Consider the following 12,108-nt stretch of genomic DNA (forward strand, 5'->3'; position numbering starts at 1 on the left):
CGGGCCTTGACGTGGCACTCCCTTGATCACGGTAAGGTAAGGCTTGCCTATCAGCGACCCTCTCGGGTCGAACCTCCCGCACTGGAGCACGCCGATGTCCGTGGCCCTGAAGACCTCGCCGGACGGAGCCGTCGCCCAAGCCCTCGGCGACGTCTACCGGCGGCTGGCCGACACGTGCGAGGCGCTGGACGTGCGGGTCGCGAAAGCCGGGCAAGCGGGCGTGACGGCGGCCGAGTTGGCGTCCGACCGCACGGCACTCGACGCCTTCGTCGACGCGGAGACCGCACGCGTTCACGATCGCTACGGCGTACGTCCGCGCCCGGACGTCGCCGCCTCCCGCGCCCTGCACGACTACGCCTGGACCGTAGGCATGCTCCTGGGCGGCACCTGGTACCTGGAACGCCGCGTTCCGCGCATCCGCCCCGAGGACCTGCACCTCGACCTGACCACGGGGGCGTACACCATCACGCCCGGCACCGAACTCGCCTGCCTGGCCGGCGATCCGGTCGCCGACCGCCCCGGCGTCCTGACACTCCCTCAGGAAGAGCAGCTGCGCGCCCGGTTGAGGATGGCCCTCGCCGACCACATGCGTCCCCTGCTCGCCGCGATCGCACCCATCGCGCGCCGCCGCTCCCGCGCCCTGTGGGGCATGGTCGCCGACGACCTCGTCTCCGCCCTGTGGTACCTGGGCCGGATGCTCGGCCAGGAGGGCGCCGCGATCACGGCCGCCACCGAGGTGCTGCCGATCGCCGTACCGCCGTACCCCAGCGGCGCCGACTTCCGCTACCTCGCCGGCGCCGACGGCCGCCGCCACGCCACCCGTACCCGCACCGGCTGCTGCATGTTCTACGCGATCCGCCCCGCCGAGCCCTGCTCCACCTGCCCCCGCACAGGCGACGCGGAACGGCTGCGCCGGCTGGAGAGGTAGGGGCTGGAGAGCCAGGGCGCCCTCACGGCCTCTGCCGGAGCGTCGGCCTCCGGCCTACGGTGAGGCGATGACCATCGACCAACCGCGGACGGGGGCGGCGTTGCTGGCCGGCATCGTCGGGTCGAAGTCGGCGCGCGCCCTGGTACGGATGCGCAACCGCCGCACCTGAGACCGCAGTTCACTCCGCCGTGGCGAGGAACTGTGTGGCCGCCAGCTCCGCGTACAGCGGATCGGACGCCACCAGCTCCCCGTGCGTGCCCACCGCGCGCACCCGGCCCGCGTCCATCACCACGATCCGGTCGGCCATGGTGACCGTGGACAGCCGGTGCGCGACGACGAGGACGGTGGTCGTACGGGCCACGTCGGCGACCGTGTCCCGCAGCGCCGCCTCGTTGACCGCGTCCAGCTGCGAGGTCGCCTCGTCCAGGAGCAGCAGCCGCGGGCGGCGCAGCAACGCGCGGGCGATGGCGACGCGTTGACGCTCGCCGCCCGAGAGCTTGGTGCCGCGATGTCCCACGAGCGTGTCCAGTCCGCCGGGCAGCCGGGCCACCAGCCCGTCGAGGCGCGTCGTCTTCACCACGCGTGTCAGCGCGTCGTCGGGCGCCTCGGGGTTGCCCAGCAGCAGGTTGTCCCGCAGGGAGCCCGACAGGACGGGCGCGTCCTGCTCGACGTAGCCGATCGCCGAACGCAGCTGCGGCAGCGGCCAGTCGGCGAGGTCGCGGCCGTCCAGGGTGATGGTTCCGGAGTCGGGGTCGTAGAAGCGCTCGATCAGGGAGAAGACGGTGGTCTTGCCGGCGCCGGACGGGCCGACGAACGCCGTCATGCCCTGGGCCGGCACCGAGAACGTCACCCCGTGGTGGACATACGGCAGATCGTCGGCGTAGCGGAAGCGGACATCGGTGAAGGAGACGGTGGCAGGTGCGGCACCCGGGGTGGGCAACGGGGCGGGCAGATCGGCCGGTTCGGCGGGCAGTCGCAACGCCTCCTGGATCCGGGCGAGGGCCGCGGCGCCCGTCTGGTACTGCGTGATCGCGCCCACGACCTGCTGGATCGGGGACATCAGATAGAAGACGTACAGCAGGAACGCCACCAGCGTGCCCACGTCGATTGCGTCGGTCGCCACCCGCGCGCCGCCGACCGCCAGCACCGTGATGAAGGCGATCTGCATCGCCAGGCCCGCCGTGTTGCCCGCCGCCGCCGACCACTTGGCGGCGCGCACGCTCTGCCGCCAGGACTCCTCGGCGGCCTCGTGCAGCGTGCGCTCCTCCCGGTGCTCCGCGCCGGACGCCTTCACCGTGCGCAGCGCGCCGAGGATCCGCTCCAGCGAGGCTCCCATCACACCGACCGCGTCCTGCGCCTGCCGGCTGGCCCTGTTGATACGCGGCACGATCACCCCGAGGACGGTCCCCGCGGCGGCGATGACGGCCAGGGTGACACCCAGCAGCACCGGGTCGACCAGGCCCATCATGACGATCGTGGCGACGAGCGTGAGGCCGCCCGTGCCGAGGCCGACGAGGGAGTCGGTGGTGACCTCGCGCAGCAGCGTGGTGTCGGAGGTGACGCGGGCCATCAGGTCGCCGGGTTCGGTGCGGTCCACGGCCGTGACGCGCAGCCGCAGCAGATACGACGACAGCGCGCGCCGCGCGCCGAGCACCACCGACTCCGCGGTGCGGCGCAGCACGTACGAACCCAGCGCTCCCAAAGCGGCGTTGGCCACCACCAGCGCCGACATGACGAGCAACGCGCCGGTGACGGTGCGGTCGTGGGACAGGTCGTCGATCAACTCCCGTGCCACCAGCGGCAGCAGCAGCCCGGTGGCGCCGGTGACCAGCGAGAGCGCGGCGCCCAGCAGCAGCGTCCACCGGTGCGGCCGCACGTATCCCAGCAGCAGCCGCCAGGTGGGAGTGGCCTGTTCGGGCTCTGCGATGCTCACGGCGCTCCCTCGGAGTCGGTCGGAGCATTCAGGCTACGTCGGCCGCCGTGCGCGCAGCGCGCCGGTTCCGGGTCATGGAGAGCGCCACCGCCGGGCTCGCTCGACATGGCCGTGCTCTGCACGATCGTCATCCGTCCCTTCGACGACCTCGGGCCGCGGTCGGCCGCCCCGGCCGCCGACCGCGCGGACGTCGTGCTGATCGAATCGGGCCTGCCGGGGACCTCGGCCCCGACACGTCACCGAGACCCTGGTCCAGGTGCCGCACCGGCTCCGCTCCCGTCCCGTTACTGATCGGTTACGCGTAGGGTCGAGGGGAGAACGGACAGGGTCGACGGAAGGGTTTCACCACCATGGCGCAGGAAGTACGCGGCGTGATCGCACCGGGCAAGGACGAGCCGGTCCGGGTGGAGACGATCGTGGTACCCGACCCCGGCCCGGGCGAGGCCGTGGTGCAGATCCAGGCCTGCGGGGTCTGCCACACCGACCTGCACTACAAGCAGGGCGGCATCAGCGACGACTTCCCCTTCCTGCTGGGGCACGAGGCCGCCGGCGTGGTGGAGTCGGTGGGGGAGGGCGTCACCGATGTCGCGCCCGGTGACTTCGTGATCCTCAACTGGCGTGCGGTGTGCGGGCAGTGCCGGGCCTGTCTGCGCGGCCGGCCCCAGTACTGCTTCAACACGCACAACGCCGAGCAGAAGATGACGTTGACCGACGGCACCGAGCTGTCGCCCGCGCTCGGCATCGGCGCGTTCGCCGAGAAGACGCTGGTCGCGGCGGGCCAGTGCACCAAGGTCGACCCCTCGGTCTCCCCGCAGGTCGCGGGCCTGCTCGGGTGCGGGGTGATGGCCGGGATCGGCGCCGCGATCAACACCGGCAACGTCGGCCGGGGTGACACGGTCGCCGTCATCGGCTGCGGCGGCGTCGGCGACGCGGCGATCGCCGGGGCGAACCTCGCGGGCGCCGCGCGGATCATCGCGGTGGACATCGACGACCGCAAGCTGGAGACGGCGAGGAAGCTGGGCGCGACCCACACGGTCAACTCGCGCGAGACCGACGCGGTCGAGGCGATCCGTGAGCTGACCGGCGGCTTCGGCGCCGATGTCGTCATCGAGGCGGTGGGGCGTCCGGAGACCTACAAGCAGGCCTTCTATGCCCGCGACCTCGCCGGCACCGTCGTTCTCGTCGGCGTGCCGACCCCGGAGATGAAGCTGGAACTGCCGCTGCTCGACGTCTTCGGCCGCGGTGGCTCGCTGAAGTCCTCCTGGTACGGCGACTGCCTGCCCAGCCGCGACTTCCCCATGCTGATCGACCTGCATCTGCAAGGCCGCCTGGACCTGGAGGCGTTCGTGACCGAGACCATTGAACTCACCGACGTGGAGAAGGCGTTCGAGCGCATGCACCACGGCGACGTCCTGCGATCGGTCGTGATGCTCTGATGACCGCCCGCATCGAACGCCTCGTCACCTCCGGCCGGTTCAGCCTGGACGGCGGCACCTGGGACGTCGACAACAACGTGTGGATCGTCGGCGACGACCACGAGGTCATCGTCATCGACGCCGCCCATGACGCCCGGGCGATCGCCGAAGCGGTGGGCGAGCGTCGCCTGACGGCGATCGTGTGCACCCACGCCCACAACGACCACATCGACGCCGCGCCCGCCCTGGCGGACCTCACGGGCGCCACGATCTGGCTGCACCCCGACGACCTGCCCCTGTGGAAGCAGACCCACCCCGACCGCGACCCCGACGCCCACCTCCTGGACGGCCAGGTCATCGAGGCGGCGGGCGCGGATCTGCGGGTCATGCACACACCCGGCCACGCTCCCGGCGCGGTCTGCCTCTACGACCCCGGGCTCGCCACCGTCTTCACCGGCGACACGCTGTTCGCCGGCGGACCGGGGGCCACGGGACGGTCGTACAGCCACTTCCCGACCATCATCGACTCGATCCGCGACCGGCTGCTGGAACTGCCACCGGAGACAAAGGTCCTGACCGGTCACGGCGACTCCACGACCATCGGCGCGGAGGCCCCGCACCTTCAGGAGTGGATCGCCCGGGGCCACTGAAATTCCCCGGGGCCGGTGGTGGGCAGAGACTAGGCTCACTTGTCATGACCACCGATGAGCTCACGAACCTCCATGGCGTCACCGTCCTGCGCTGCACCCCTGACGGCCCTTTGCTCGACGGCGAGCGTGCCGCGCTGGATCTCATCGGTGACGCCATGGGGCGGGGCGCCGACGTGGTCGCCGTGCCCGTGGAGCGCGTCGCGGAGGAGTTCTTCCGGCTGCGGTCCGGTGTCGCCGGGGCGGTCATGTTGAAGTTCGTGAACTACCGGGTGCGCCTCGCCGTCGTCGGGGACGTCTCCCGCCACCTGGGCGAGAGCGCGGCCCTGCGCGACTTCGTCCGCGAGACCAACCAGGGCGGGCACGTCTGGATCGTCGCCGACGACGCCGAGCTGGGCGAGAGACTGCGTCCGACCGGGTGACACGGCCCTGAAGGGCGACGGGAAGCCTTCAAAAGGCGACAGAAGATGTCCGGTTTACCGGGGACCGTGGAGTCGACAGCAACGGTCGTACGGGAGGTTCGGACATGGCAGCACAGCCACTGAAGGGCAAGGTCGCGCTGGTCGCAGGGGCGACACGGGGAGCCGGGCGGGGCATCGCCGTGGAACTCGGGGCGGCCGGCGCCACCGTGTACGTGACGGGACGCAGCACGCGCGAGGGCCGCTCCGAGTACGACCGCCCCGAGACGATCGAGGACACCGCGGACCTGGTGACCGAGGCCGGCGGCAAGGGGATCGCCGTCCCCACCGACCACCTCGAACCCACACAGGTCAGCGCGCTGGTCGACCGTGTCGCCGACGAACAGGGCCGCCTGGACGTCCTCGTCAACGACGTCTGGGGCGGCGAGCGGCTCTTCGAGTGGGACAGCCCGGTGTGGGAGCACGACCTCGACAACGGACTGCGGCTGCTCAGGCTCGCCGTCGAGACCCACGCGATCACCAACCACCACGCCCTGCCGCTGCTGCTGCGCCACCCCGGCGGCCTGGTCGTCGAGATGACCGACGGCACCGCCGAGTACAACGGCGCGCACTACCGCAACTCCTTCTTCTACGACCTGGCCAAGTCCTCCGTCCTGCGGATGGCCTTCGCGCTCGGCCATGAACTGGGCCCGCGCGGGGCCACCGCCGTCGCCCTGACGCCGGGCTGGCTGCGTTCGGAGATGATGCTCGACGGCTTCGGCGTGCGCGAGGACAACTGGCGCGACGCCCTCGCCCAGGTCCCGCACTTCGCCATCTCCGAGACCCCCCGCTACGTCGGCCGCGCCGTCACCGCCCTCGCCGCCGACCCGGACGTGACCCGCTTCAACGGCCGCTCCCTCTCCAGCGGCGGCCTCGCCCAGGTCTACGGTTTCACCGACCTCGACGGCAGCCGCCCCGACGCCTGGCGCTACCTCGTCGAGGTCCAGGACGCGGACAAGCCGGCCGACGTGACCGGGTACCGCTGACGCGCGACGCCGCCTACGGTTCGGCCGCATGACACGTTTCCAGGGATACGGAGTGCTCATCACCGGCGCCGCCCGCGGCATCGGCGCCGCCACCGCCCGGCGGTTCGCCGCGGACGGCGCACGCGTGCTGGTGACCGACAAGGACACCGCGGCGGCGGAGAAGACCGCGGCGCACCTGCGGGACGAAGGCCTGACGGCACAGGCGTACGGCTGTGACGTGGGCGACCGGGCGGCGGCCGAGGCGGCCGTCGCCCACGCGGCCGACGCCTTCGGGACCCTCGACGTCCTGGTCAACAACGCCTTCCACTGCACCCCGGACGCCCCGCTGTTCGAGGACGAAGCCGACGACGAGTGGACGGCGGACCTCGACATCACCCTCACCGGCGCCTACCGCTGCTCCCGCGCCGCCCTGCCCCACCTGGCCGCCTCCGGCCGCGGCGCGATCGTCAACGTCGGCTCCGTGAACGGCCTCGCGGACTTCGGCAACCACGCCTACAGCGCCGCCAAGGCGGGCCTCGGCTCCCTGACCCGCACCCTCGCCGGGCACGCCGCCGAGCGGGGCGTCCGCGTCAACCTCGTCGCGCCCGGCACCGTACGCACCACCGCCTGGGAAGGCCGGGACGACGAACTCGCCCTCTTCCGCGAGCTGTACCCCCTCGGCCGGGTCGGCGAGCCCGAGGACATCGCCGCCGCCATCACCTTCCTCGCCTCCCGCGACGCCGCCTGGATCACCGTGACGACCCTCGTCGTGGACGGCGGCCTCACCCTGGGCGACACCGGGTTCCGCCGGGCACGACGCGCACCGGCCGGCTAACGCGGCTCAAGGATCCGCGTCATCGCCCCGACGATCCGCTCCACGTCCTCGGTCGACGTCCGCCAGTTGCTGAACGCCGCCCGCAGCCCGGGAGTGCCGTCGTAGACGGTCGGGGTCACGAAGACCTCGCCCGTCTCGGCGAGCGCGTGCGCCAGCGCGCCGACCCGCTCCTGGGTCGGATCCTCGGCCAGGGTGAAGCAGACGACGTTCAGCCGCACCGGTGCCAGCAGCCGCAGCCCGTCGAGAGCGGCCACGCGCTCTCCGAGATCGCGGGCCAGCGCCACGTTCCGCTCGACGATCTCGCGGTGCCCCTCGCGGCCGTAGGCGACCAGGGAGAACCAGGCGGGCAGAGCGCGCAGCCGCCGGGAGTTCTCCGGCGTCAGATGCACGAAGTCGGGCTCGCCGACCGGCAGTCCGAGATACGGCGACGCGTTGTGGAACACCGCCACCTGAAGATCCCGGCGCCGGGTGAACTGCACCGCCGCGTCGTACGGCACGTTCAGCCACTTGTGCAGGTCGACACAGACGGAGTCGGCGGCGTCGAGACCGTCGACGAGAGCGGCGTACGACGGGGAGAGCGCGGCGAAGCCGCCGAACGCGGCGTCCACGTGCAGCCAGAAGTCGTGCCGCTCCTTGAGCGCGGCGACGGCCCGCAGGTCGTCGAAGTCGACGGTGTTCACCGTGCCGGCGTTCGCCACCACGATCGCCGGACGGCCGTTCAGCTCGGACAGGGCCCTGTCGAGGGCCGCGACGTCGACGGCCTCCCGGTTGCCGGCCAGCACGGGTACCGGCCGCAGCCGGTCGCGGCCGATGCCGAGGACGGACAGGGCCTTGCCGATGCTGGAGTGCGGGCTGCCGGACAGCACGTCGACCGGGCCGAGGGCGGCTACGCCGCCCCGGGACACGGACACGCCGAGCCGCTCGCCCAGCCACTCACGGGCGATGGCCAGACCCACGGTGTTGGACGTGGTCGCGCCCGTGACGAAGGCCCCGCTGTGCGCCTCGCCCAGCCCGAACAGCTCCCGCAGCCAGCCGACCGTCTCGCGCTCCAGCGCCGTCGCCCAGGAACCGGCCGCCCCCGAGCCGTTCTGGTCGTAGGCCCCGGTCAGCCAGTCCCCGGCGACCGAGGCGGGCGTCGCGCCACCGGTGACGAAGCCGAGATAGCGCGGGCCCGCGGAACCGGAGAACCCCGGCGCCCACCGCTCGGCGAACCGCGCCAGAGCCGCCTCACCCCCGGCACCGGCGCCGGGCAGCACCTCGGGCAGGGGCGCCTTGTCGAGCCGTACGACCGGCCGCTCGGCGAGCCCGGCGAGCTCCTGGACGGCCAGGTCGCGGGCGGAGGCGAGGAGTTCGGGGAGCCGGGAGAGGTCGTCGGCGAGAGTGCGGTGCATGGAGGGGAGCGTAGGGGAGGGGCGGTGACGGAAGTCTGGTCCACTTGAGCGAAACTGGACCGATGACGACCGGACGGCCCCACGGCAGGGCGACCAACCCGACGACGACCGGACCACGCCCATGACCGCAGGCTTCGCCGCTGCCCTCGGCCCCTGGCGCGAACGCCCCGGCCCGCTCGCGCACTCGTTCTCCACGGCCCTCCGCGAGGCGGTCGTCGACGGCCGTCTGCCGGCCGGCACCAGGCTGCCCTCCGAGCGGGAGCTCTCCCGCGTCCTCGGCGTCAGCCGTGGCACCGTCGTCGCCGCCCTCACCCTGCTTCGCGACGACGGCTGGCTGCACACCCGGCACGGCAGCGGCAGCCACGTCCGTCTCCCGGCCCGCCTCACCGAGCGCACCACCCCCTGGTCCCTGGACCGCGGGGGAGCGGGTGACGCGGACCTCGATCTCACCCTCGCCCTGACGTCCGCACCGCACGAGGCCTACCTCGCCGCCCTCGGCCGGGCCGCCGAGCGCAGCGCCGCCCTGCTCGTCGACTCGGGCGCCGCCACGGCCGGCCTGCCGCGGCTGCGGGAACTGCTGGCCGACCGGTACACCCGGGACGGCCTCGCGACCCGCCCGGAGCAGATCCTCGTCACCTCCGGCGCCCAGGCCGCGCTCACCCTGCTCCTCGACCACCTGCACACCGACCGCCGCCGCCCCGTCGCCGTGGAGAGCCCGTCCTATCCGGGCGCACTGGCGGTCCTGCGCGGCCGGCGGGCACGGCTGCTGCCCGTGCCGGTGACCTCGCGGGACGGCTGGGACACCGGCCACCTAGCCACCGCCGTACGCACCGGAAGCCCCCAGCTCGCCTATCTCGTCCCCGACTTCCAGAACCCCACCGGCGCCCACATGGACGCCGTGACCCGCGCGGAGATCGCCCGCCTGCCCCTGACCGTCATCGCCGACGAGACCCTGCGCGACCTCGATCTGCGGACCCCGCCCGGCACCGAGCCCCATCTGGCCGGGCCGCGCGTGATCCAGATCGGCTCGGCCGCCAAGACCCTGTGGACCGGCCTGCGGATCGGCTGGATCCGGGGCACCGCGGATCTCGTACGACAGCTGCGGCGCAACCCGCTCCAGCCGCAGCTGTCGCCACCGCCCCTGGAACAGCTCATCGCCGCCGAGCTCCTCGGCGAGGGGCTGCCCGAGGTGCTGGCCGACCGCCGGGACCGGTTGCGCGCCCAGCGCGATCACCTGGCCGGGCTCCTCGACGGGACCGGATGGACGTACACGGTCCCGGACGGCGGGCTGTCGCTGTGGCTGCACCTGGGCACCACACCCGCGACGGCGCTCGCCGCCCGCGCCGCCCGGCAGGGGCTCGCGGTGACGCCCGGGCCGCACTTCGCCGCCGATCGCACCACGCTCACCCACCATCTGCGCCTGCCGTTCACGGCGACCCCCGACGTCCTCAGCCGGGCGGTGGAGCTGCTGCGGCGCTGTGACGAGCAGGAAGTTCACCGTTTCGTCACAGCCTGAACCGGCATACAACCGATGCCCCCGCGCACCGGTCAAACAGGGAGATCGCACCGGACACGGAGTGCTACAGGAAAGGCAAGGCCCACCATGGGGGACATACGCAGACGAGGGGCCGTCGCCCTCGCTCTCACCGGACTGGCCGCACCGCTCACGCTCGCGCTGGGCACCGCGCCCGCGCAGGCGGCCACGAGCTGCACCACCCAGACCGGCCCGTACCAGAAGCAGGTCGAGAAGTTCCTCGGGCTCACGGTCGACGGCAAGCAGTCGACGACCGACTGCAAGGCCATCCAGGCCTTCCAGAACAAGCACGGCATCACGCCCAACGCCGGCTACGCGGGTCCCGTCACCTGGGGTGTGATGGACCTGATGCAGAAGCAGAAGGCCGTCGGCACCAACCCCAACAAGGAAGGCAAGTGCCCGACCAACAAGGGCCGCATCGCCTGCGTCAACCTCACCCTCCAGCTGAGCTGGATCCAGGACGGGAACAAGCTCGTCTACGGGCCCGTCCCGGTGCGCACCGGCCGGAACGGCTACGAGACCCGCACCGGTCTGAAGAAGATCTACTGGCGGGACATCGACCACGTCTCGAACATCTACAACGTGCCCATGCCGTACAGCCAGTTCTTCGACGGCGGCCAGGCCTTCCACTCGGTGAACCTCAGCATGTGGAACCCGCCGGGTTCGCACGGCTGCGTCAACATGACGAAGACGACCGCGAAGAAGTACTGGTCGCTGCTGAAGAAGGGCGACGACGTCTTCGTGTACGGCCGTAAGCCGGGCACCTGATCGGCCACCCGGCCCGCGGCGCACGCCCGTTACCGCGGCGCGTCCCCGAAGTCCGGTATCTCCAGCCGTACCCCGCCCTGCCGCGCGGACTCGTGCGCGACGATCCCCGGCAGGGTGTAGCGGGCCGCCACCCAGGCGTTCACGGACGGCAGGGTGCGGGAGTTGACCGCGGTGACGAAGTCGTCCACCAGGAAGTGATGGCTGCCCTCGTGTCCGTTGTGCAGGTTGTCGAACTCCCGGGGCAGCCGGGAGCGGTCGTGCACCGGGGCCGAACCGGAGGTGAAGGCGGCCCGAAGGTCCGGTGCGATGTGCTGGAGTGACGGGTCGTCAGGGGACAACGTGGGCTTGGGCTCAAGGAGTTCGCTGATGTCCTTCACGCCCTTCTTGTCCTGCCACAGCGCGAACGTGGCGAGCTGCTCCATGCTCGCCTCCGTGCCGAAGAACCGGAAACGGGACTCACGGATGTGGGACGGGTAGCCCACCCGCCGGAACTCGTTCGTGCGGAACGAACCGCCGCCCGCCACCTCGAACAGGGCGGTGGCGTTGGAGAAGTCGTTCCCGAACTGACTGACCTCCTTGTCGAAGACCCCGTCCCCGCGGTCGTCCACGACGCCGATCGCCGACACGCTCACCGCATGCGTCTGCCAGGCCCCGAGCACTCCGCCCACCGCGTGCGTCGGGTACAGCAGCGGGGGATAGCTGGCCGTCGCCTTCCAGTTGTCGCCGCCGCTGTACTGGTACGCCTCGTAGAAGCCGAGATCCATGTCGTGGACGTAGTCGCCCTCGGCGTAGAAGAGCCGTCCGAAGGCGCCGTCGGCGATCTGGTTGCGGGCGTGCACGGTCGCCGGGTTGTACTGGCTGGTCTCGCCCATCATGTACGTCAGCCCGGTCGCCTTGACCGTGTCGATGATCGCCGCGATCTCCTCGGTGGTGATCGCCATGGGGACCGCCGAGTAGACGTGCTTGCCGGCGTTGAGGCCCTGGAGGACCAGCGGGCCGTGTGTCCAGCGCTGGGTGAAGATCGCGACCGCGTCCACCGCCTCCGACTCCAGCATGGCCTGGTACGACGGGAAGGTGCCCGACAGGCCCTCGGCGGCGGCGAGTTGCTGGGCGCGCTCGGGGAGGAGGTCGGTGACGTAGACGTCGCGGACACCGGGATGGGCCAGGAACAGCTTGGCGAACTGGCCCGAGAACTGCCCGGCGCCGACGATGCCGAGGGAGAACGTCATGGAGG

At 72.0% G+C, this 12,108-nt stretch carries 11 protein-coding genes; 8 read left to right on the plus strand and 3 right to left on the minus strand.

What is annotated here, in order from left to right; translation table 11 throughout:
• The first annotated feature begins 94 nt into the window (after positions 1-94).
• A complete protein-coding gene (locus OG866_RS40490) occupies positions 95-928 on the plus strand; it encodes a (2Fe-2S)-binding protein (protein WP_329342576.1) in 834 nt (277 codons plus the stop codon).
• Between the two features lie 178 nt (positions 929-1,106).
• On the opposite strand, the gene OG866_RS40495 is transcribed toward OG866_RS40490, so the two are convergent.
• A complete protein-coding gene (locus OG866_RS40495; protein ID WP_329342578.1) occupies positions 1,107-2,861 on the minus strand; it encodes an ABC transporter ATP-binding protein in 1,755 nt (584 codons plus the stop codon).
• A gap of 350 nt (positions 2,862-3,211) precedes the next feature.
• Here OG866_RS40495 and OG866_RS40500 point away from each other — a divergent pair, with 350 nt between their 5' ends.
• From OG866_RS40500 to OG866_RS40520, 5 genes are all read left to right on the plus strand, one after another.
• Positions 3,212-4,297, plus strand: a complete 1,086-nt coding sequence (locus OG866_RS40500; RefSeq protein WP_329342579.1) for an S-(hydroxymethyl)mycothiol dehydrogenase — start codon at positions 3,212-3,214, stop codon at positions 4,295-4,297.
• A complete protein-coding gene (locus OG866_RS40505) occupies positions 4,297-4,926 on the plus strand; it encodes an MBL fold metallo-hydrolase (RefSeq protein ID WP_329342581.1) in 630 nt (209 codons plus the stop codon). The genes OG866_RS40500 and OG866_RS40505 overlap by 1 nt, the downstream gene beginning before the upstream one ends.
• 44 nt (positions 4,927-4,970) lie before the next feature.
• A complete protein-coding gene (locus OG866_RS40510) occupies positions 4,971-5,345 on the plus strand; it encodes a DUF4180 domain-containing protein (RefSeq protein WP_329342583.1) in 375 nt (124 codons plus the stop codon).
• Positions 5,346-5,449: 104 nt separating this feature from the next.
• On the plus strand, positions 5,450-6,367 hold the full coding sequence (locus OG866_RS40515) for an SDR family oxidoreductase (protein ID WP_329342585.1): 918 nt from the start codon (positions 5,450-5,452) through the stop codon (positions 6,365-6,367).
• Positions 6,368-6,395: 28 nt separating this feature from the next.
• Entirely contained in the window at positions 6,396-7,181 is a 786-nt protein-coding gene (locus OG866_RS40520; RefSeq protein ID WP_329342587.1) for an SDR family NAD(P)-dependent oxidoreductase, read from the plus strand.
• On the opposite strand, the gene OG866_RS40525 is transcribed toward OG866_RS40520, so the two are convergent.
• The gene (locus OG866_RS40525) at positions 7,178-8,572 is read right to left on the minus strand and encodes a pyridoxal phosphate-dependent decarboxylase family protein (RefSeq protein ID WP_329342589.1); all 1,395 of its coding nucleotides are present in this window, start codon (positions 8,570-8,572) and stop codon (positions 7,178-7,180) included. The genes OG866_RS40520 and OG866_RS40525 overlap by 4 nt on opposite strands.
• A 121-nt stretch (positions 8,573-8,693) precedes the next feature.
• Here OG866_RS40525 and yczR point away from each other — a divergent pair, with 121 nt between their 5' ends.
• A complete protein-coding gene (gene yczR, locus OG866_RS40530) occupies positions 8,694-10,088 on the plus strand; it encodes an aminotransferase-like domain-containing protein (RefSeq protein ID WP_329342590.1) in 1,395 nt (464 codons plus the stop codon).
• Between the two features lie 87 nt (positions 10,089-10,175).
• Complete coding sequence (locus OG866_RS40535) at positions 10,176-10,874, plus strand: L,D-transpeptidase family protein (protein ID WP_329342591.1); 699 nt, start codon at positions 10,176-10,178, stop codon at positions 10,872-10,874.
• 29 nt (positions 10,875-10,903) lie between these two features.
• Here the strand turns inward: OG866_RS40535 and OG866_RS40540 are convergent, their stop codons facing one another.
• Positions 10,904-12,103 (minus strand): Gfo/Idh/MocA family protein, encoded by a 1,200-nt coding sequence (locus OG866_RS40540; protein ID WP_329344525.1) that lies wholly within the window; start codon positions 12,101-12,103, stop codon positions 10,904-10,906.
• Between the last annotated feature and the right edge of the window lie 5 nt (positions 12,104-12,108).

Source organism: Streptomyces sp. NBC_00663 (assembly GCF_036226885.1).
In the GTDB taxonomy this organism is placed as follows: Bacteria; Actinomycetota; Actinomycetes; order Streptomycetales; family Streptomycetaceae; genus Streptomyces.

Excerpts from the sequence above, each read along its gene's own strand:
- OG866_RS40505 (WP_329342581.1), top strand. The coding sequence starts at position 4,297 with ATGACCGCCCGCATCGAACGCCTCGTCACCTCCGGCCGGTTCAGCCTG.
- OG866_RS40520 (WP_329342587.1), top strand. The coding sequence starts at position 6,396 with ATGACACGTTTCCAGGGATACGGAGTGCTCATCACCGGCGCCGCCCGC.
- OG866_RS40500 (WP_329342579.1), top strand. The coding sequence starts at position 3,212 with ATGGCGCAGGAAGTACGCGGCGTGATCGCACCGGGCAAGGACGAGCCG.
- OG866_RS40525 (WP_329342589.1), bottom strand. The coding sequence starts at position 8,572 with ATGCACCGCACTCTCGCCGACGACCTCTCCCGGCTCCCCGAACTCCTC.
- OG866_RS40510 (WP_329342583.1), top strand. The coding sequence starts at position 4,971 with ATGACCACCGATGAGCTCACGAACCTCCATGGCGTCACCGTCCTGCGC.
- OG866_RS40515 (WP_329342585.1), top strand. The coding sequence starts at position 5,450 with ATGGCAGCACAGCCACTGAAGGGCAAGGTCGCGCTGGTCGCAGGGGCG.
- yczR (WP_329342590.1), top strand. The coding sequence starts at position 8,694 with ATGACCGCAGGCTTCGCCGCTGCCCTCGGCCCCTGGCGCGAACGCCCC.
- OG866_RS40540 (WP_329344525.1), bottom strand. The coding sequence starts at position 12,103 with ATGACGTTCTCCCTCGGCATCGTCGGCGCCGGGCAGTTCTCGGGCCAG.
- OG866_RS40490 (WP_329342576.1), top strand. The coding sequence starts at position 95 with ATGTCCGTGGCCCTGAAGACCTCGCCGGACGGAGCCGTCGCCCAAGCC.
- OG866_RS40535 (WP_329342591.1), top strand. The coding sequence starts at position 10,176 with ATGGGGGACATACGCAGACGAGGGGCCGTCGCCCTCGCTCTCACCGGA.